The organism is Vibrio sp. MM46 (assembly GCF_027587135.1).
Taxonomy (GTDB): domain Bacteria; phylum Pseudomonadota; class Gammaproteobacteria; order Enterobacterales; family Vibrionaceae; genus Vibrio; species Vibrio harveyi.
In genome coordinates this window covers 181,218-203,176 of the sequence record NZ_JAPPTO010000012.1, presented here as the reverse complement: position 1 = coordinate 203,176, position 21,959 = coordinate 181,218, and the positions used below count along the sequence as shown (strand labels likewise).

16 protein-coding genes are annotated in these 21,959 nt (G+C 43.4%); 3 read left to right on the top strand and 13 right to left on the bottom strand.

What is annotated here, in order from left to right; translation table 11 throughout:
- The first annotated feature begins 588 nt into the window (after positions 1 to 588).
- Positions 589 to 2,400, top strand: a complete 1,812-nt coding sequence (locus OH459_RS15505) for a citrate lyase ligase (protein WP_053052203.1) — start codon at positions 589 to 591, stop codon at positions 2,398 to 2,400.
- A gap of 224 nt (positions 2,401 to 2,624) precedes the next feature.
- On the opposite strand, the gene OH459_RS15500 is transcribed toward OH459_RS15505, so the two are convergent.
- A complete protein-coding gene (locus tag OH459_RS15500; RefSeq protein ID WP_005451259.1) occupies positions 2,625 to 3,284 on the bottom strand; it encodes an HAD family hydrolase in 660 nt (219 codons plus the stop codon).
- Between the two features lie 304 nt (positions 3,285 to 3,588).
- Between OH459_RS15500 and OH459_RS15495 the strand changes: the two genes are divergently transcribed.
- Complete coding sequence (locus OH459_RS15495; protein WP_017819392.1) at positions 3,589 to 5,190, top strand: long-chain fatty acid--CoA ligase; 1,602 nt, start codon at positions 3,589 to 3,591, stop codon at positions 5,188 to 5,190.
- 102 nt (positions 5,191 to 5,292) lie between these two features.
- Here the strand turns inward: OH459_RS15495 and OH459_RS15490 are convergent, their stop codons facing one another.
- Positions 5,293 to 6,876 carry a BCCT family transporter gene (locus OH459_RS15490; protein ID WP_017819391.1) on the bottom strand — a complete coding sequence of 528 codons (1,584 nt, stop codon included), beginning with the start codon at positions 6,874 to 6,876 and terminating at the stop codon, positions 5,293 to 5,295.
- A gap of 292 nt (positions 6,877 to 7,168) precedes the next feature.
- Between OH459_RS15490 and OH459_RS15485 the strand changes: the two genes are divergently transcribed.
- Entirely contained in the window at positions 7,169 to 9,586 is a 2,418-nt protein-coding gene (locus OH459_RS15485) for a beta-mannosidase (protein ID WP_017188631.1), read from the top strand.
- Positions 9,587 to 9,653: 67 nt separating this feature from the next.
- On the opposite strand, the gene OH459_RS15480 is transcribed toward OH459_RS15485, so the two are convergent.
- The 11 genes from OH459_RS15480 to OH459_RS15430 form a co-directional block, all read right to left on the bottom strand.
- Positions 9,654 to 10,307: a LuxR C-terminal-related transcriptional regulator gene (locus OH459_RS15480; protein WP_005451270.1), complete on the bottom strand. Its 654-nt coding sequence runs from the start codon at positions 10,305 to 10,307 to the stop codon at positions 9,654 to 9,656.
- Entirely contained in the window at positions 10,307 to 11,122 is an 816-nt protein-coding gene (locus OH459_RS15475) for a helix-turn-helix domain-containing protein (RefSeq protein ID WP_005451271.1), read from the bottom strand. Before OH459_RS15475 ends, OH459_RS15480 begins: the two co-directional genes overlap by 1 nt.
- 64 nt (positions 11,123 to 11,186) lie before the next feature.
- A complete protein-coding gene (locus OH459_RS15470) occupies positions 11,187 to 12,203 on the bottom strand; it encodes a GGDEF domain-containing protein (protein WP_009697206.1) in 1,017 nt (338 codons plus the stop codon).
- A 372-nt stretch (positions 12,204 to 12,575) separates the two neighbouring features.
- Positions 12,576 to 12,830, bottom strand: coding sequence for a hypothetical protein (locus OH459_RS15465; RefSeq protein WP_026000163.1), 255 nt, complete (start codon positions 12,828 to 12,830; stop codon positions 12,576 to 12,578).
- A 147-nt stretch (positions 12,831 to 12,977) separates the two neighbouring features.
- On the bottom strand, positions 12,978 to 14,204 hold the full coding sequence (gltS, locus tag OH459_RS15460) for a sodium/glutamate symporter (RefSeq protein ID WP_269987592.1): 1,227 nt from the start codon (positions 14,202 to 14,204) through the stop codon (positions 12,978 to 12,980).
- Between the two features lie 220 nt (positions 14,205 to 14,424).
- The gene (locus OH459_RS15455; protein ID WP_009697204.1) at positions 14,425 to 14,964 is read right to left on the bottom strand and encodes a disulfide bond formation protein B; all 540 of its coding nucleotides are present in this window, start codon (positions 14,962 to 14,964) and stop codon (positions 14,425 to 14,427) included.
- An 11-nt stretch (positions 14,965 to 14,975) separates the two neighbouring features.
- Positions 14,976 to 15,131, bottom strand: coding sequence for a DUF5993 family protein (locus OH459_RS15450; protein WP_005451278.1), 156 nt, complete (start codon positions 15,129 to 15,131; stop codon positions 14,976 to 14,978).
- 152 nt (positions 15,132 to 15,283) lie between these two features.
- Positions 15,284 to 16,777, bottom strand: a complete 1,494-nt coding sequence (locus OH459_RS15445; protein WP_038898787.1) for an efflux transporter outer membrane subunit — start codon at positions 16,775 to 16,777, stop codon at positions 15,284 to 15,286.
- Positions 16,778 to 16,779: 2 nt separating this feature from the next.
- Positions 16,780 to 19,836 (bottom strand): efflux RND transporter permease subunit, encoded by a 3,057-nt coding sequence (locus tag OH459_RS15440; protein WP_009697202.1) that lies wholly within the window; start codon positions 19,834 to 19,836, stop codon positions 16,780 to 16,782.
- A 9-nt stretch (positions 19,837 to 19,845) separates the two neighbouring features.
- On the bottom strand, positions 19,846 to 20,928 hold the full coding sequence (locus OH459_RS15435; RefSeq protein WP_269987589.1) for an efflux RND transporter periplasmic adaptor subunit: 1,083 nt from the start codon (positions 20,926 to 20,928) through the stop codon (positions 19,846 to 19,848).
- 102 nt (positions 20,929 to 21,030) lie between these two features.
- Entirely contained in the window at positions 21,031 to 21,912 is an 882-nt protein-coding gene (locus OH459_RS15430; protein ID WP_005451283.1) for a LysR family transcriptional regulator, read from the bottom strand.
- Positions 21,913 to 21,959 lie beyond the last annotated feature (47 nt).

Below are 21,959 nucleotides of genomic sequence, written 5' to 3'. Positions count from 1 at the left end.
CGTAGAATGATTCTTTCAATACTCGTCTTTCTAAAGTAAATCAAGGTTAGATACTATCCGCTAACAGTGTGACTTCCTAATATTCTCAATGGCTCTAATTTCCGTAAGCTAAAATGTAATGTTAGAAGGTAGCCGTCTCGAGAGGTTGCGTGAACATATGAGTAATGATGGGAGAGGTCAACCAGCTCTCTTTATTGTTAGTTTTATCAATTTTTGGATATCAGAATCGTATGTTCCAATAATGGCTAGATTTTTTGATGTATTATTAAGTTTTGAAACATAACTATTGAAGTTCGTCAAGGTTAACTGTTTCCATTGTGCCTCGAAATGTTGAAGTGTAGGTTATAAAAACATCGGTTTGCACGTTTTTCGTCCTGTATTTGCTCGCTACTTGCTCGTTTTTCAATTGGCTTTATTGTTAATAACCTTGGTATTTAAACTACCAATGGCTAGTCCACCCTATCATTACTAATCATTACTAATCATTACATTTCATTACAATTTAGTGGTCTGATGTGTGATATTCTTCATAGATTTGGTTTGTATCAGCCATCTTTTGCATTTCTTTCATGAATTTAGGTTACAGGCATGGACTTTAGAAAATTATCAGTTAGATTGAGAATAGCAAAATATCTAATAGAAAATTTTATAACATTAAACAAAACTAATACTAAAAAAAACAGAAAGCTAAAAAAGCTTTATTGCCGAATTGGTGATTATGATAGTGCTGTGAAATATGCGGAATCTATATATAAATCTGAATGTAGAGTTGAGGATTATCATATTCTAAAAAATTTGTATACATTATCATCAGTATCGGAGTTATCTGTAGAATTAGATATTAAAAATAAATCTGAAATGCTAGGAGATATTATATCAATCATTGGTAATATTGATGAGGTTGTTTACGACCTTGATAAGTTTAAGTTTATTAAAGACTACGTTAAAAGCAAAGGTGCTAAGCCGTTGTTTATATGTTTGTCTGGTAAAGGTGGAAAATTAAAAAATAAAACTAAAGATGAAAAGCTATTATTGTCAGATATAGAATTATACGATAATGAACGTCAAAGGTGGATCAAGGAAAATAATGCACCTAGTTACATAAAAAAAATATATAAAGATTATAATAACGTAAACTTTAGTGATCTTTTTAATTCCAAGCCACCAGTAGTTAAAGCAACGAAAGTTCTGCTAGGAGACATGGAAAATTCATATGTGTCTGTTAGAAATGGTATCAGAACAACAACAGGGCAGCCAAGTAATTTCGATAATCGTATATTATTCTACGGGACGTCGACGACTTATTCAGTCGGAACAAGTAATGAAGATACAATCGTTAGTCAAGTTCAAAAAGAAATTAACAAATATCAAGAACATATTAAAGTTGAAAATCATGGTATAAAAGGCTTACATCTACTACTTGCAATCAACAACTTGGTGCAAACAGATATTAAGGAAGGCGATGTTATTGTATTCTTTGATTATGATGAATTTGAAAGCTTTAAGGATGATTCAATTTATAAATTAGATCTTAATAAATTTGAACGTGGAGATGATTTCTTTTTAGACTTAGGAAAAAATCATTGCCATTTCTCACCTCGTGGAAATCGGGTTTTGGCAAAGACAATGGCAAAAGAAATTTTGCTTCCTATAATTAATAAAGATATAACTAAAAATTCCAATGTTTTACCTTCTGAAAAAATTTATAAAATATTGGATGATATTAAATACATCTTGTTTAAAAAAACAGCTCAAGCGTTAGAGTCTTGTGAGATGAAAAGCTATTTAGCTTTACTTGAGGAACACGTACCAGATTCAGATATAAAAGTAGGTAGTGTTGCGGTTAACTGTAATCCTATCACAAAAGGACATTTACATTTACTTGAGCATGCAGCTAGGAATGTCGACAAGTTATTTGTTTTTGTTATTGAGGAAGATAAGTCATTTTTTAGATTCGAAGATCGTTTACGCCTAGTAACAGAGAGCACAATCCATTTGGAAAATGTAACTGTTATAAGAGGCGGAAAGTTTATTTGTACTGAATTGACATATCCAGATTACTTCGATAAGGAAACAAAAGAAACAACGGCGGATGCATCTATGGAAGCTTGGTTCTTTTGTGAGTATATTGCTCCAAAACTAAACATTACAAAAATATTTTTGGGCGATGAACCTAAATGTATGATTACAAATCAGTACAACCAAAAAATGCAAGAGTTACTTCCAGAATATAATATTGACGTTGAAATTATCGACCGTATTTCTAGCAACGATGAGGTAATCAGTGCCTCTAAGGTTCGAGCATTGTTAAACGTAGGTGACTTTGAAGGAATTAGAAAAATTGTACCAGAGCCAACCTATAGATTTTTGACAGATAAATATCAAGATAGCACAGCATAAAATCAAAATAGATTTAGCTAGAAAGTAGTTGATAAGCTAGACCTAATATGACTTTTTAAATCAGTTTCATCTATATACCCAAGGTAGCTCACTCAGATTCCTGCATTTTGAAGTCACTTGGGTATATATTTTAGTCGGTTTTCGGAATAGAAACTATTACCTTTAGGTCTTGCTGAGGAGCACCAGCGTAGTGGTGTAATATTCTAGCTAATTAGAAAGCGTCACTAACCCCAATTCAACAAGGTCCAATTCGGTCTATCAGCGTGCACTTTTAAGCGAGGGCATGGATTCACAAGGTAGACGTAATTTGCGTATTCACACAGTGGCAAGTCGTTGATTGAATCAGTATAGAAGTGGATTTCCGAATAGGACTTTGCCTGCGTCGCCAACCACTGTTTTAATCGGGTAACTTTGCCTTCTCGGTAACTTGGGATTCCATCGATTTCTGCGGTATAGCGGTTATCAGCCACCACCAAGTCAATTCCAAGAGCAGTCGGAATACCCAGATGTCGTCCAACAGCTGTCACTAAAAAAGTGACACTTGCAGAGATGATGACCATATCAATACCATCACCAGACAGTTGTTCAATGAGCGTTTTGGCTTGAGGGTACTGTTTAGCCAGAATATGCTTTTCAACGCACTCTTCAACCAAGGCGTTGACTTCTTTAATCGGCATGTTTTCTATTGGCTTCATGGAAAACGCTAGGTAATCTTCCATCTCCATTTTCCCTTCTGCGTACAAGCCCATTAGGCGAAGATCTTCCTCAATAAAGTTAGGCTCAGTTGCGATGCCTTTCTCCACCAAAAACTCATTCCAAATCATTGCACAATCTGCGTTGATTAAGGTCTCATCCATATCAAATACATACAAAGGTTTGGACATAGTTTGGTTCTCACTGGTTGGGTTGAGGACGATGTAACTTGTCGCTCAGTATAGAGCGAGGCTTATGAGTGTGTGAGGTATGCTAACGACAAACTGTGACGGTTTCGTTGCACTTTCTCCGGACTATCACAAAACTTAGTTTCAATGATTAGGGATGAAGCATTTCTGAGTTGGCGTTAGAGAGCTACAATAGAACTTTCGAATCTAATCTTATTCTTGTGTACTGAATACAGTCACGCTTTTGAGCGATAATAGAGTCACTCGCAAAGCGAACGTTAAGAAAAATACAAAAAGAACCCCCGATATGAACCAGTATGTAAATGATCCATCCAATTATCAGTTACTAATTAAAAACTTGCTGTTTTCCCCAGTTGCTTTCAACCCAGAGCAAGAAATCGTCTACGCTAACCACCGCCGTCATAGCTACAAAACGTTTCATGATCGTGTAAGACAGTTTGCCAACGCGCTTACCAAAATGGGCGTGAAAAAAGGCGATACGGTTGCTGTGATGGATTACGACTCCCACCGTTACCTTGAGTGTTACTTTGCTATCCCAATGATTGGTGCCAAGCTGCACATGATTAACGTTCGTTTGTCTCCAGAACAGATCCTTTACACCATTGATCATGCCGAAGATGACATCATTCTTATTCATGAAGAGTTTCTACCAATCTTAGACCAGATCAAAGGACGCATTGATACGGTCACTCGCTACGTTGTGTTACGTGATGATGAAGAGTGTGAGTATGAACGCCTTCTTGAACAGGAAAGCACGGAATACAATTTCCCTGATTTCGATGAAAACACGGTGGCGACAACTTTCTACACCACGGGTACTACAGGATTTCCAAAAGGCGTTTTCTTCACGCATCGTCAACTTGTTCTTCATACTATGGGTATATTAAGCACAATCGGCACCAACGCTTCACAAGGTCGTTTGCATCAAGGTGACATCTACATGCCGATTACGCCGATGTTTCATGTCCATGCTTGGGGGCTTCCATATATGGCAACCATGCTTGGTGTTAAGCAAGTCTACCCGGGTAAGTATGTTCCAGATGTTTTGCTTAACCTGATTGAGCAAGAGAAGGTGACGTTCTCACACTGTGTGCCGACTATTTTGCATCTACTTCTGAGCTCTCCAAAGTCGAAGGCGATGGACTTTTCTGGGTGGAAAGTCGTCATTGGTGGTGCTGCGCTACCAAAAGCATTATGTAAATCAGCTCTAGAACGTGATATCGACGTATTTGCTGGTTACGGCATGAGTGAGACTGGACCTATTCTTTCTATCGTCCAATTGACGCCTGAGCAATTAGAGTTAGATGTCGACCAACAAGCGGAATATCGCTCGAAGACAGGTAAGAAAGTTGCGCTTGTAGAAGCGTATATTGTGGATGAGGATATGAACAAACTGCCTCATGATGGCGAAACCGCTGGTGAAATTGTTGTTCGTGCACCTTGGTTAACGCCTAACTACTACAAAGACAACAAAAACTCTAAAGCACTATGGCGTGGCGGTTACCTGCACACAGGTGATGTGGCGCATATTGATGACGAAGGCTTTATCAAGATCACTGACCGCGTAAAAGATATGATTAAGATATCTGGTGAGTGGGTAAGTTCTTTAGAGCTTGAAGACATTCTCCACCAGCATCAGAGTGTTTCCGAAGTTGCGGTGATTGGTATGCCGCACAACAAGTGGGGTGAAGTGCCGTTAGCTTTGGTGACTTTGAAAGAAGACGCTCAAGTCACAGAAAAGGAACTGTTAGGTTTTGCGAAAGACTTCATCAATAAAGGGATTCTTGCTAGAGAAGCATTACTACTTAAAGTGAAGATAGTGGATGAGATTGCTAAGACCAGCGTTGGTAAAGTGGATAAGAAAGAACTGCGTAAACTTCATCTGTAAGTAGTGAAACTTTTTGAATCCAAACCATAATATTCGGCCCCGACACAGGTTATCTATCGGGGCCGATTTTCATTTAGTTAAGGTTGCGTACTCAGTAACGTACTAAATCAAACCTTGCTCTTTCGCCATGTGATTCGCGATGCTTGGTGCTTTCCAAATGCTTGGCAGCAGAATAAAAGACACGGGTACTGCCGTAATGACGATGAAAGACTGCAGTGCAGAGATACCACCTGAGCCCATAGAAATAAGTGCGATTGCCACCACACCCATCATCAAGCCCCAAAATGAACGAATAACGGCATTTGGCTCGGTAGAACCCGTCATCACAACACTAATGGTGTAAGTCATTGAATCACCAGTCGTTACGATAAAAGTCGTAGTCAGGATCAAAAACAATACTGAAATCACCATTGGGAATGGCAATTCAGAGGTAATGGCAAGTAGAACTGCGGGAAGGTTAAAGCCTTCGAATGCTGATGAAATCAAACCTGGGTTTTCTAGCTCGAAGGCTAAGCCGCTGCCGCCAACAATGCTGAACCAGAAGCAGGTGATCAAAGGCGCAGCGATGCTGATAGAGAGGATCAACTGACGAATGGTTCTGCCTCGTGAAATACGAGCAATGAAAATCGCCATCATTGGTCCGTAACCAATAAACCAACCCCAGAAGAAAACCGTCCACCAACTTAACCATTCTGTGTCACCGCGATAAAGCGCCATTGGGAAGAAGTTATCAACCATGCGACCAATGCCTTGTACGTAACCATCCACAATAAAGCTAGTTGGTCCGAAGAACAGAATGTAACCAATCAATGCTACAGACAACACAATGTTGTAACGGCTAACAAGTTGAATGCCCTTGCTCACGCCGCTTAGCGCTGACAAAGTGTACATGAGAATCGCAGCGACAATCACCAGGCTTTGAGTAATGAAGGTATCTGGCAAACCAAACAGAGAGTTCAATGCGTAGCTGATTTGTAGACCTAAAAAGCCGATTGGACCAATAGTACCAGCGGCTACAGCAATGATGCTGCACGCGTCTGCGACATCACCAATTCGACCGTGAATCGCTTTGTCGCCAAACACAGGGTACAACAAAGTGCGTGGTTTAAGTGGTAAACCTTTGTCGTAGTGAAGGTGCATTAACACCACAGAAGAAAGACAACCTAAGATAGCCCAAGCAAGGAAGCCCCAATGCATGAAAGACTGAGAAAGCGCATTGATTGCAGAGGCTTTTGGTGAGGCTTCACCATATAAAGGTGGTGCAGAAACAAAGTGAGCAATAGGCTCAGCTGCAGCCCAGAATACACCGCCACCAGCAAGTAGGGTGCAAAGTACGATTGATAGCCATTTAAAGGTATCGATATCTGGTCTCGCTAAACCACCTAAGCGTACGTAACCCGTACGACCTAGCGCAATAGCCAAACCAATAAGGAAATTCAGAAGGAGTAATACTTGCCAGAAGGCACCGAAGTATTGAGTTGCAAAGCCAAAGCCTGCATTAACCATTGCGGTCAGAGAGTCTGTATTCGTTAGAGCTAGCAAAACAAACACAGTGAGGAAGCTACCACTTAACCAAAAAACAGGGTTAGTGAGTTCAAGACGCTTGAGAAGGGAAGGAGGATGAATCGCAGAATAGTCTGCCTCCTGAATAGGAGCATGAGAGGCGGCGTTCGTCATATTTGACATAATTACTTCGCTTTTTAGGGCTCGGAAGCCGTGCATTTCCCTCACACGAATAGCTCGAAAAGTGTGAGGATGATCAAAAAGCCGCTGATACTAGCACGTTGAGCACACCAATATAACCGTAGAGCCAGATTAATTATGGAAATCTGAAGCAAATTACTGATTTTGGGGTAGAGATTTTTTGCGTGAAGTGCGCCGCATTTCATACGTAAATGACATTTCCCTTATTCTTGCAAGGACATCTCAGGATTACATTGAGCCAACCTGTTCTAATAAAAATTAAAGGTCTTATCCTATGGCTCATGTTGAACTCAATGGAATGTGGCAGTTAACTTCACCACAGCACCCAGATATCGATATTCCAATGACTTTGCCTGGAGACAACGTTTCTGCGTTGTTACAAGCAGAGCTCATCCCTAATCCTTATTTTGCGGATAACGAAGCGAAAGTTCGTTGGATTGAAACGTGTGATTGGCATATTTCACGTCAGTTTGATGTGGATGACGCAGTGCTCTTTGCCAAACAAGTTTGGATGACACTTACTCGCGTTGATACTTTAGCGACGTTTTACATTAATGGTGAGCAAGTACTAACTTGCAGCAACATGTTTGCCCAACAATGTCTTGATATTAAACCTTACTTAAAACAAGGCTCTAACACGATTCGAGTTGAGTTTGCTCGCGTAGACTTAGAAGGTGCAGAGCGAGCAAAGAAACTGCCGTTTCCTATTCCTTCTGCAATGGGCAACAACCAAATTCCACACATGAATTTGCTCCGCAAAACCCAATGTCATTCGGGATGGGATTGGGGTATTTGTTTAATGGTCTCGGGTATCTATGACCCGATTCAAATCGATGTTGTCGAGGACGTATGGTTAAAAAGCTTCTCCACAAACCAGCAATGGCAGACAGATGGAAGTGTATTGGTTGACGTTCTTATAGAGGTAGAGACTGGCAATCAATGTCATGAAATCATTGTTAATTTTAATGGTGAACGACAAGTGCTCCAAACCGAAGGAAGTGGTCACTATCACTGTGAATTCCTTGTGAGCGAGCCTAAGCTTTGGTGGCCGGCAGGTTATGGCGAAGCGCACCTCTATTCCATTTCAGTCACTTCTGGTGAACAAACTCTAGTCCGTAAGATTGGTTTACGAGAGTTGAGCTTAAATAATCAAGCTGATGAACATGGATCGGCGATGGAATTCATCATTAATGGCACCCCGATTAATGCTAAGGGGGCGAACTGGATTCCGATCGATGCCATGCCGGGGCGTGAGTGCGAAACCCGCTACCGAACGCTTTTACAAAGTGCCGTTGATGCCAACATGAACATGATTCGTGTCTGGGGTGGTGGGCAGTATGAGAGTGAAACCTTCTATGACTTGTGTGATGAACTGGGGCTATTAGTTTGGCAAGACATGATGTTTGCTTGTTCGCTTTACCCTTCTAGCGATGACTTCTTAAAAGAAGTTGAACAAGAACTGCGTTTCCAAATTCCACGCTTAAAAGAACACCCATCTATTGCGTTATGGTGTGGCGACAATGAAGTTATTGGAGCTATTGGCTGGTATGACGAATCCAAGCATAACAAAGTGAAATATACGGTGAACTATGACCGTCTCAACCGCATGATAGAGCAGGTGATCGGACAGTTAGACGAATCTCGTCGTTTTTGGCCTAGCTCTCCTTGTAATGGTGAACTGGACTTCGGAGATGCTTGGCATGATGACAGTAAAGGTGACATGCATTTTTGGGATGTGTGGCATTCAGGAAAATCATTTAATGCCTACCTAAACATTAATCCTCGCTTTTGCTCAGAATTTGGTTTCCAATCTTGGCCTTCGTTTGCGGAAGCAAAACAGTTTGTACCGGAACAAGACTGGAACGTTACGTCACCTACCTTTGAGCAGCACCAAAAGAACCCACGTGGTAACAGCATCATTACTGAGATGTTCACCCGATATTTCCGTTTTCCTAGCGGCTTTGAGCAAATGTTGTACCTTAGCCAAGTGCAGCAAGCGATGGCTATCAAAACTGCGTGTGACCATTGGCGAGCCATCACACCGATATGTCGTGGCATGTTGTATTGGCAACTTAATGACAACTGGCCTGTGAGTTCATGGTCTAGCATCGAATACAGTGGTCGTTGGAAGCAGTTGCATTACCATGCGAAACGCTTCTTTGCACCTCAGTATTTCGTGTTCTCGGAGCACACAGGCAACTTGAGTCTGCATCTGCTCAACGATGCCAAAATACCAGTTAGTGCGGATATTCAACTTCATTGGGTTAATTGGCAAGGCGAAATTGAGAAAACTTGGCAGATAGAGAAAACGGTGACGAATGATAGCAATACTGTCATTTGGTCTTTAGATGAGCAGGTTGACTTAGTTGGTTTGGGCGACCTGAAATCAGGGTTCTTGTATGTGGAAGCGCAGGTGGGTGATGAACGGATCAACAATACCTGGTTTAGTACTCATGAACTTAAGACGCTACCTATGGTTAAAGCAAATATTGAAGTAACGATTGAAGCAAACCAAGTGACCCTACGGGCAAATAAAGCGGCGTTTTTTGTTCATTTGGAGTGTGATACGGCTGGGCGCTTTGAAGATTCAAGCATCACTTTATTGGCAAACCAGCCCGTTACGTTAACATTCTTGGGTGACGATTGGGCGGCAATGGCAGAGTCTCTGCGTGTTTACCACTTAATGCAATAACGGAAAGCACTTTTGAAAGGGGGCTTCCGTGCTCCCTTTTGATTTCTCAGCCTGAGAACGGCTTGATTTAGAACAGGTTTCGTTTTGCCCAAGTGATCGCCTGCATTCGATTCTTCACTTCAAGTTTGCGAAAGATACTGTAGAGGTGCGACTTCACAGTGTGCTCACTTACAAACAACGAGTCGGCGATATCGAGGTTAGAACCTCCTTGGCAAAGCGCTGTAAGTACTTGCATTTCACGTCGAGTTAGCTCAATTTCGAGTTTCGTGTCGAGCTCAGCAACCGAGTGATTTAAGTTTACAAGATAGCTCACTAAGCGATTGAGTATGTCGCGTGAGAGCCAGTTTTCACCATTCACAACACCTTTTAATCCTCGAATCACTTTGTCAAAATCTTCATCGAAGTAAAACAGACCTTTTAAGTTCGACCAAGAGAGCAGACTCTCGATGCCCAAATTAGGTTCGGCATTAACCAAAACGGTCGCATCAACGTGATCGAGCTCGTTGAGCACGACTTTAACCCCAGAGAGATCTGGCAGTGAACTGTCGACAATAGCAACATAGTGTTCATCGCGATAAACAGGAAGATCAGTACTTGATCCTTTCGCCAAGAGGACTGGTTGACCAAGCTGTTGTTCGATTGTCGTCTGTAAGCCTCTTCCTTGAATGTTGTTGCAAGTGAATAATAAGATGGTGTTGGTGGTTGGATTGTTATTCATCATTAGTGGGCCTCCTGTCGAGACTGCATAAATTCATTTCCTACTTGATGGAAGCGATACAAAACAAGATCTAAGAATCCATCGAAGCAGTGTTTAACCATTGGGTTTTCAAATATTTGAGTGGCGGGTGCTTTGAAGTACGTGACTCGCCGATGGTGATAGAAATCCCGTATAAAAATGTCGAATAAAAGTTGCTTTACCACGGGTTCATGAACCGGAAAGTGGACAACCGCATTCCCCATGACTTGGATGATATCGGTGACTAAAAACTTCAGGATAGAGCGCCCCAAATGCCATAAGCTTAGAATCCTAAATTCAGACCTCAGCTCTTGATAAATAAGGTGTCCGACTAACATGCCTTTACAGTAATACAGGCGTACCTTACTTGAAGATTCATCAAATTGATTGAGCGTATCTGCCATACCGCCTGGGGTGATTAACTGCTTGTGGACTGCATCAATTTGTTGATACTCCGACGCGCTTATTTGATTGAGTGAGCAACTCTTTACATCGGTGACTTGATACTCATAAACAATGTCTTTAAAGCTTAAATAAATGTTTTTACTTTGCGAGGCTTTAACGCGCTTATACTCGCTTGAGGTATATTGATATTGCTCACCAATATAATGAGAGAAGGCGAGCCTTTTTAATAAACTCGGTGTGACTTTTCCGCTTTCCCATTGACTTAATGTAGGTTGATTTAAGCTTTCAAAAGCACTGTAACTCCGCGCTAACTCGTCTGCCAACTGACCTTGAGTTAAACCTCTCTCCTTTCGAATTGTTGCAACAGCATGCGAAAATTCTAACTTGCTAACCATATATCTACGTCCTGAACTCATTATATTTTTGATTGCTTGAAACGACTCGGTATGAGTCGCAAATCTATGTTCTTGATCTTTTAGTGAGATACATCATTTGGTCTGCGTGCTGGATTAAGGAATCGCTGCTATTGCCCTCATAAGGGAAACGTGCAATACCAACACTCAAACCGATGTGAACGTTTTGAAAATGGATAAAAATAGGTGCGCTACACGCTTGGTGTAGCGAAGACTGAAATTGTTCTAAGTCCTTTGTACTTTCTAGCTCAGGGAGGCAAACAATAAACTCATCACCACCTATCCTTGTTGCGAACTGACCACCACTGAGTAGGTTTAAAATACGCTGGGCGGTGATTTGTAGTACTTTGTCTCCGGCGTCATGACCGAATTCGTCATTCACCGATTTAAAGCCATCTAAGTCGATATATAACAGAGTAAACGGTTGAGCTCGTTGTATCTGTTGTTCGATCAACTGATTGCCTTTGAATCGGGAATAACACCCTGTTAGCTCGTCAATCTCGAGCAGTCTTTCTAGTTTTTCAACTTGTTCATATTGCGTTTGCCAGGCGCTAAACCAATAGCACTCGATGGAGCGCAAGCCTTGGTAAATAAAGAGATTGAACAAGTAAAGAAACGTGCTCCGAATGGAGAACTCACTTAAACCCTGTAGTTTAAACAGGTAATTACCTGCGGTTATCAAATCAATGTTAAAGCAGATTGCCATTGATAAGACATATGTGAGTGCCGACCAAAATACGCCAAACTCAATCAGGGTTAAAAGGAGATTCACGGTGACTAACGAAGAGAAGAGAAAGTGCCCGCCTAAGAAGTAATACAGGTAAAAAGTGAGGGTGTAGCCGAGGATCAGAGCGATGACAACAGACTGATGCTTTTGCTCGAGTGCAAATGATTTGCCCACCCAAAGGTAGGCAAAACAGACCATCGCGGAAAATATATAAGGAAGGTATACAACATAATCAACCCCTCTGATTGCACAAGCGACTAAGGTGATAAGAATCCCAAGACTTGTGGAGCGCATATAGTAGCGCGTAAAAATTTTGGTGAACTGCGTTCTGTCCATAGTTATGTCTCAAAGGAACAGCAAATAATGGGCAGTCAGAGAGAGGATTCTGTATGGGTTGAGTGTGGATGGAGGACGAGAGAAACATAGAACCAGCCCCGCATAAATAAGGAAATGCGAGGCGCATATGCTTTTTCGGGCGTTTTTCTCGTCTGCAAGCGACACTGCATTTCATATAGTTGCTCGATACCTACTGCCGTTTTTATAAACTATTCTATGAGGCGGGGTTGCATAAAACTATACGGTTTTCGGGAAAATGCTCCGATCTCAATATGTCCGCGTAAAAAGTGCGTTAACCGGTAAATTATTGAGGAAAAACTAGTACTTAAGTACTATGCGGGGTGATGAAAATGAGTCTTAAGTTTGAGATGTCTACTTGAGTTTTTGGTGGATACGGTAACCTATTGCATAACCAAGATAGAATAAGGCTGCAAGGGTAATAAACGCAGAAATGTAGGCAAACAAGTGATTCAGCCCTAAGCCGAATGACAGGGTAAAAGCAATGCCATTCACGGCTTCCATTGGGATCTTGTACCAAGAGGCGTGTACGGTCGAACCAAAAAGAATAAGGGTTCCGATTAAAAAGAGGGTGCCAATTGAAAGGCCAACCCATCTGCTGCTGTTCATGTTCATCTCAAGAGTTACAGAGTTCGTAACAAAATATTTCAAGGTCAACATTATACAACTTAGTGAGGGGGGAAGTGGTAGCAATATTTGCTTGAATAAAGCAAGAGAACACCGAAGTGTCCTCTTTTTAACCAGATGGCGTTTTAATTATCCAATCCAATTGATGAAGTATGGAATGATCAGTGCGTTGGCTAAGTCGATAAAAAACGCACAGACTAAAGGCACGATGATAAACGCTTGGTGAGAGTTACCGTACTTCTGTGCGACTGCCGACATATTTGCCATCGCCGTTGGAGTGGAACCAAGAGAAATTCCACCAAAACCAGAACAAACCACCGCCGCATCGTAGTTTTTTCCCATCAAAGGGAAAACGACAAAAATCGCGATACAAATAGCGACAAGAAACTGTGCGCCAAGAATGATGAAAATCGGTCCTGCCAAATCCACCAAAGCCCATAGTTGCATACTCATCAGTGACATCGCCAAAAATGCTCCTAACGCCATATCTGCGATCAATGCAACCGCGGGTTTTCTAGCCGGCCAGCGCGTTCCTGTTAGGCGCGGGTAAGAAGCAGGAATCAGGTTAGAAATCAGAATACCAGCAAACAGACAAGTTACGAACAATGGCAGCTCTAACCCTAAACTGCTGACGCCTTCATTCAAGATTGCACCTAAGATAATACATACATGAATCGCTAACATCGCGTCTAAAAAGTCATAGGCATTGATCGAGGGTTGAGGCTCATCTTGCGCGGTACCGACATCCATCTCTTCAACTTTCGTGGGTTTGAGGTTGTGTTTTTTGATCAGGTACTTAGCAATAGGTCCTCCCATCAAGCTTGCTAAGATCAAACCGAATGTCGCACTAGCGATACCGATTTCCATGGCGGTATTTAGGTCAAAAATTTCAGCAATTCTTGGTGACCAAGCGATAGCAGTGCCATGCCCACCAATTAATGAGACTGTGCCACTTAGCAAGCCAACCGCTTCTGGTTGACCGAGCATGGTGGCGATTCCGATACCAGTAAGGTTTTGAATCAACATATAGCCGATGGTGACCGAAAGCAGAATTAATAAAGGCTTTCCCCCTTTAAACAGATCTTGCAAGCTTGCGTTAATGCCGATGGTGGTAAAGAAATACACTAAGAGTAGGTCACGAGTCGCGAGATCGAATTGGACATCAATTTGGGTAACGTAATGAATCACCGCAAACAGTACGGACACCAAAATACCGCCAGAAACCGGTTCTGGAATACTGAATTCTTTGAGGAAAGTACTCGCTTGCGTTAATCGCCTACCTAAGAATAAAACGATGATTCCAAGAGTCACCGCGAGAAAGGATTCGACTTGTAATACACCGTCGACAAAGTTCATAACCACTCCTGTTCTAATAAAACATGATGAGAGAATTAATCGGTACGTTTACCTCTAAACATACTGACATGTTTGAATGACATCCAGTTGCATACTAATGAATTTGAACCAAGTCGGATTACTCTGAGCATGGTATTCCCATGACAGATAAAAAAGAGGAGTGATACAAGGCTGCGTTAACCTATGCATGACTCCTCGCCGAATCAGCTCAGAAAAAAAACTAATTAAATAGCCAGTAGCTTTCTGGGTTATCAGGGCATTGGTATGGACCACATTCGGCAAATGTACCGATGGCATTAAGTGCGACAACGGAGATAGCCAACAGGCAAGCAATTCGACCAAGGTTGCTCATTTGGTAAGGTTCCGGTGACTCTTCTTTACTGGTGAGCATAAGGATGACCGCCACCGCAAATATAGTCGCGACGAACAAGACAAACGCCCAAGTGTAATAATGCATACCTAAGATAGGGCTACCATAACCAGGCGTTCCCGGAATGACATGCAGTGAGACTTGTCTTAGCGATGTGGCTACTCCATAAAGTGCGCCAATTAGAACCACGCCATAATGTCGAGCGTGCGGACCGTAAACCACATTCAGTAGAAAGCCGAACATGATCATGACAAAGCCAATGCGTTGTAACAGACACAATGGGCAAGGCAGTTCATTGAGTACAAATTGCAGAACAAAACCAATTAACAACACGGCGGTCATGCCGAGTAATCCGAGGGTATTGAGTAAAGCCAAATAGTTGCGATTCATATCAACGCCCCCTACAACAAAATAGCTAGAGGGTCGGTTGCATGGTGGTTGAACCAATACAGCCCAATGATCACGGAGGAAGCAAAGAAGGCATAACCCATCGCTTTCTTGCCTAAAAATGCACTGAGCATCGCTATTAACAATAGTACAAAAATTAGTGTCATCATGAGGGAGTTCCTTCCTTACTCTCTGATTTCAATCCTTTTAACTATAGGAAATGCGTATTAATGCGCGACTTTATATAAAAAAGAGGAGAGGGCAGATTCGAGGTCCCAGATGAATCTGATCCTCTCCCCAAAACCGTTTTTACAAAAACGCGTTACTTACCGTCTTGTTTTGGTGGTTGTTCCAACGCCCAGTCACCGCCTAATGATTTATAGAGTGCGACGGTAACTTGTGCCGTTTGCAATTTGGCAGCAAGCTGACGGTCTTGCATCATGCGTTTTTGTCGCTGTGCATCAAGGACGGATAAGTGATCGATTAAACCTGCGCGATAGAGTGATTTCGCTTTGCTGACCGCGTTGTCCGTTGCCTCCAGCGCTTCTTCAATTCGGCGTTGGTTCTCTTGGCTTCTTCCGTAAGCAAATAGGGTCGAGTCTACTTCTGTAAATGCGGAATCAACGGCGTGTTGGTAAGCCAAGGTGGCGGATTCAAAACGAGCTTGGTTGATTTTCTCTAACGCTTCACCACGACCTCCGTCAAATACATTCCAACTGATACCTGCTGAGCCTACCCAGCCAAATGAATCACTACTGAATAAGTCATCAAAGCTAGACGCTGAAACACCTGGCGCCCCTGTTAGGAAGAACTTCGGATATTGATTGGCCACACTGGCTGCGAGTTCTTCATTGATGGCAGCCATTTCACGTTCCGCAATGCGGATATCTGGTCGACGCTGCAACAGGTCAGAAGGCAGCCCAATCGGTACCACATTTTGCATGGTAGGTACTGTTTGTGTCTGAGCGAGTCGTATCTCGACTTTCGATAAAGGCTCACCAAGTAGTACCGCAATGCGATGCTTGTGCACTTGTTGTGCGATTTCCAATTGAGGGATGATGGATTCCATTGCTGCCAATGTTGCTTTAGCTTGGGCTAAATCGAGCTCGGAACCGTAACCACTGCGAACCACCTTCTCGACCAAATCCATGGTTTTTTGTTGGTCCTCTAGGTTGGATGTTGCCAACGCGAGACGCTCTGTTGCACCTTGATATTGTAAGTAGTTGTGGATCAAATCTGCGGTGAGCAATGTGGTGAGACCACTCTGATAGATTTCAGCTTGTTCTACACGAATCTTTGCCGCATTAGATTGACGCTCAAGACGCCCAAATAAGTCCACTTCCCATGCGATGCTTGCACCAGCAAAAACGCCATCATGTTGATTATCTAATAGTGTCGTGTTGCCAATCTGTGGCGGTAAACCTGCTGCTGAATCACCAATCGGATTGAGTGCAGGACCCAGCAGAGAATCATTTTTGCTCAGTTGGTAGTTGAAGTAACCCGCGCCAATATTGACGGTTGGTACTTTGAATGACTCTACAACGGTTTTGTAGTTCTCAGCCATCTTGATGCGCTCTGCTGCCACTCGTAACGGGATGTTTTGGCTTTGCATATCAAGGACTAAATCGTTCAGCGTCGGATCATTAAATTCCGTCCACCAAAAGGCTTCTTTTTCGCTAACCTGGCTGACGTTGCTTTGCTCAGCATGAAGATAGGTTTCAGCCATACTTGTGGTTGGCGCTTGGTAGTCGGGACCAACAGCGCAACCGGATAAACTCATTGCCAATACAAGTGGCGCAAGAACGAACTTTTTCATGATTACGCCTCCTTCAGTTTGGCGTCAGTGTGGGTTGTTTGTGGCTTTTCTTTGTATGCCAAGCGATACAGTGCCGGCATGATGAACAATGACAATACTGTCGCTGCTGCTAAGCCACCGATAATGGTTGCTGCCATTTGGTCGAACAATAGGTCTGACAGCAGCGGAATCATTCCAAGGGCTGTTGTTAATGCCCCCATAGAGATCGCCATCGTTCGGTTGACGGTAGCCTCCTTAATGGCATCGACCAATGCGCGTCCATTTGCTCGTTCTAGTTCGATTTGATCCATCAATACAATGCCATTTTTAATGATCATCCCAGTCAGCGTTACCGCACCAATCAATGCCATAAAACCGAATGGTTTATCAAAGCCAAGCAAAGCAAAGGTTGCGCCCGTTGCGGCCAATGGCAAAGTCGCAAAAATGATGATTGGTTGTTTAAAGCCGTTAAACATCGCGACCAAAATGATCACCATAATTAACATCGCTTTCGGTAATTGCTTGAAGATATCCGTAACAGCTTTGTGTTCGTCGTAGAACTCTCCACCCCATTCCAAGCTGTAGCCCGCAGGAAGGTGAATGGCTTCAATCTGATCTTTCACAGCATTTCTTACTGTCGCAGGTGTCGAGTGACGTGCGACACCCGCTTGCGCAGTGATGGTTTTTACTCGGTTACGACGCCAAATCATGCTCTCTTCTGGTACTAACTCAAAGCCATCAACCACCTGACCAAGAGGTACGCTGTGCATGCCCAGTAGTGAACGTACAGGTAATGTTTCCAGTGACGCCATGTTTTGAGAAGTGCCACGCAGTTGAATTGGAATGAGCTCATCATTGAGATTCATCTGTCCCAAAGGCATGCCGTCAGAAGCGCGTTTCAAAGCAAAGGCGATGTCCGCACGGTTGATACCAGCTTGACGCATTTTGTCTTGATTGATGATGGGTTTGAGAACTTTGCTCTCTTGGCGCCAGTCATCACGAACGTATTTTGCATCAGGATGAGTAGCAAAAATGGCTTTTGCCTGATCCGCTAGCTGATGCAGTACTACTTCATCTGGACCTGAAAAGCGAGCTTCGACTGCGTATTTGTCCGAGGTTGCGAGCTTCAGCGCTCTAAAGCGGGGCTCTGCGTCCGGGAATGTGTTCTGCAGCCATTTATCACCACGCTCAACAAGTTGGCTGATGCCTGCGTAATCCTTGGTATTAATTAAAATCTGACCATATGCGGGATCAAACGGTTCGGGTTCTACAGTCACAGAGAATCGAGGTGCACTTGCGCCCATGTAGCTAGAAATACTTTCTACTTCAGGTTGCTTGAGCAGCCACTGTTCGACTTTGCGCATGTCTGCTGAGGTTTGCTCAATCTTGGCGCCATTTGGTAGCCAGTAATCTAGGAATACGATAGGGCGATCCGATTGTGGGATGAAGTTTACCGCTACATAGGGCACGGCAAATGCAGTCACTAAAATCAGCGGAATCAACGCCGTCAGTGCTTTCATCGGATTGTCGACTGTCCAAAACACTAATTGCTTGTATCGGCTTGGTTTGGCATCTTCATCCGCGGGTGTTGGTTTGATGAACATCCAACACATCAATACGGTGAAGGTCATGGCTACCAGCCAAGACAGTAGCAGCGATGAAGCAACAATGTAGAATACTGAACCAGCAAATTCAGCCGAGTCAGTTTTCGAAAACAATACTGGGCTTGCACCCATGATGGCGATGATGGTGGCACCAAGTAGTGGTACCGCCGTTTCCTTGACTGAATCAATAGCAGCACGAGTGCGCTCAATGCCTTTGCTCAGCTTCACGATCATCATGTCAGTGATCACGATGGCATTATCTACCAACATGCCTAGCGCAAGGATGAAGGTACCTAGCGAGACACGATGCAAATCAATTCCCGCGATGTTCATGTAAATCAACGTGAGCAAGATTGTTAGCAACAAGCTTGAGCCAACAATCGTTGCGCTTTTAAAGCCCATGAAGACCAGCAGTACCACGAATACGATACCGACACTTTCCAGTAGGTTGCCCACGAAGTCATCAATGGCTTTTTGTACTTCCTCTGGCTGATAAGCGACGGTAGAAATATCGACGCCGAGCGGCAATGTTTGCTCGTAGTTATGGATAATGTCACGAATAGTATCGCCCAATGACACAACGTTAATGCCTTCAACAGGACTCACCGCCAAAGTCACGGCAGGTTGACCATTAAATCGACTTTCTGTCAGCGCGGGAGTTTGGTATCCCATACTCACTTCGGCGATGTCACCTAAGCGAATTAGACCTGTGCCTAGTTCACTTACGCCACCTTTGATTACCAAGTTGCGAATATCGTCTAGTGATTGAAACTCGCTGGTTTGCGTGATGCGAATACGCTCGGTTCCTGCATCGAATTTCCCCGCTTCAAAGGTCATGTTTTGTGTGCTGAGCTGGTTCCACACTTGCGCAACAGATAAGCCGTATTGTGCTAAACGTTCATCAGGCATATCGATGTGCACGACACGCGGCTGTACGCCGTGAAGTTCGATCTTTTTGATGCCTTTTACTGCCTTAATTTGGCGCTGAAGCTCTTCTGCATAACGACGTAATTCTTCTGGTGCTGCGTCTTCACTGTGGATAGAGAAAAGCATGCCGTACACTTCAGAAAACTCATCTTGCACTATGCTGATTTGTGCCGTAGAAGGCAGTTGTAGCTTCACGTCGTTCACTTTACGTCGCAGTAAGTCCCATTGCTGAGGCAACGCTTTTGAATTGAGACTCTCTTTCAAATCGACAAATACCATCGACATTCCAGGACGAGACAATGAACGTAATCGGTTCAGTTCTGCCATTTCCTGCAGCTTAGTCTCAATAGTATCGGTCACTTGCTGTTCGACTTCTTGAGCCGATGCTCCCGGATACAAGGTCACCACGACAGCGGTTTTAACGGTAAAGCTTGGGTCTTCTAATTTCCCTAGGTCGAAGTAGGAGTAAATACCCGCCACCACACTTAAGGCGATGAAGAACAACACGAAAGTACGCTGTCTTATCGCGAATTCGGCTAAATTGATCATGGTTTGAACCTATAGCGTTTTGATGGTTAGGTTTGGCGTGTTATCGCCTGGTTTGAGATAGTGAGTTCCGCTGATAACGACATAGTCACCTTGTTGGAAATCGCCGGAAACACAAGCTTGATGAGAATCGATGGATTGCAAGTTAACGGGTTCACTGTGTACGACAGCATCTCGCACCACGTTGACGTGTAGGGTCTTCTTTTCGCCCAAAATGGCAGAGTATGGGAAGCAGTGGCTTGATTGATTCGGTTGGAACGAGGTCGTTACCGTAACCGCTTTACCATTGAACAAGTTTTTAGAAATAGAATCGATCGCTAGCGTGACAGGATAAGTTTGCTTGATTAAATGCTTTTTTGGAGCAATCTCGGCGACTTTTGCACTGTAGGTTTGCTCAGCACCGTACCAAGAAAGTGCTGCAGATTGACCAAGGTTAAACTGTCGAACCATATTTTCTGGCACATCGATATCCACTTCCCATTGCCCATCTTGCTGAATCGTAGCCACGCTCACGCCAGGCAGGGTTTGTTCGAAAGCATCAATACGGACTTCACCAATGTTGCCAGAAAATGGTGCGCGTAATGTGGTGTAAGTCAGTGCGTCTTCCGCTCGCTGGATGTTTTTTTCTACCACTTTGACAGCGGATAGACTGCGTTCATAACCGCTGATGGCACGGTCTAAATTAACGCTAGCAATGGCATTATCGTCAGTTGCTTGCTTAACGCGCTTAAGCTCCGCTTTCGCCAGTTTATGTGCGGACTTTGCCTCCAGCATACGAGCTTGTAGCTCTTCTAGTGAGACTTGATAATCGTGTGGGTCAAGCGTAGCAATGACTTGCCCTTTCTCGACATGATCGCCTTTCTTCACCAAAACGCTTTCTACCGTGCCTGGTACACGAAAAGAAAGAGAAGCACTTTCTTTGGCGTGAACAATGCCGCTAAATGATTTGCTTGAGGCGGAGTTGCTGTCCTTTACTTCGATGACTTGTATTGGTCGAGGAGATTCAGGTTCGGCGAATGTGGTTTGGTTTTGGTTACAACCAAGCAGCGCGAGTGTCGCTGCACTTAACGCTGTGGTTTTGAATAGACGGTTCATAAGATGGCTCCCTAATTTTGGTGCCATCATACAATCGAACGCTGTTCAGATAATTACTCGACTCTGAGACTCACTGTCTCAAAAAATGAGACAATAATGTATCTAAACCAATTTGGGGATTTCTTTAATTAGATGCTCAATAAGTAATCGACTCGCTTGGCTTAGGGTTTTAGGTTGAGGGTAGAGTAGCCAGCCAGACTCTTCTGTTACCGAATACTGTGACAATAACTGGACCAAAGTGCCCGATTCTAATTCACGTTTTACGAGTAGTTTGGGCATAAAAGTAATGCCGCGATCTAAGATGGTGGCGTTTTTAATAAAACCGATGTTATTCGAGATAAGCTTGGGACTGAGTTGTACGCTTTGTTCTTGAAAATGCCAGACATTATCAATGTCGCCATTTGGCCAACGGAAGCACACGCATTGATGCGTTTTTAATTGCTCTAGTGTTTCCGGCGTTCCATGGGTTTGTAGGTAGCTCGGGGAGGCGACCAAGCATCGGTCGAGCGTCAGCAGTTTGCGTGCCACAATATCTGAGTCGAATAGTGCACCACCGTGAAACGCAATATCCAAGCCTTGTTGGAACATATCATGGAAGCCGTTGTTGATATTACGAATATCTAACTCAACATGAGGGTATTGATCGTGAAAGTCGAACAGAATAGGGCGCACTAGTTCATCGGTTTCAGGTAATAAACCGAGCTTGATTCGACCGCGGACCTCATTGGTATCGTTGCTGACTTGCTCATTTGCAGAGTCGAGCATAGTGAGTGCTTTTTGCAGATTCTCGTAATACGCCTCGCCGTTGTTGGTGAGCGATAAACTGCGTGTTGTTCGATGGAATAGCTGTGCTCCAAGAGATTGTTCTAACTCTCCAATTCGCCGGCTTACATTCGCACGTGGTAAGTCCAGCGCATTGGCTGCGGCGGTAAAGCTACCTAAATCCACCACCTTAATGAACAGTTTGAGATCGTCAATTTTCACTCTGGCGCTCCATGCTTATTGAACACTGTATTAAACCGTGACACTCT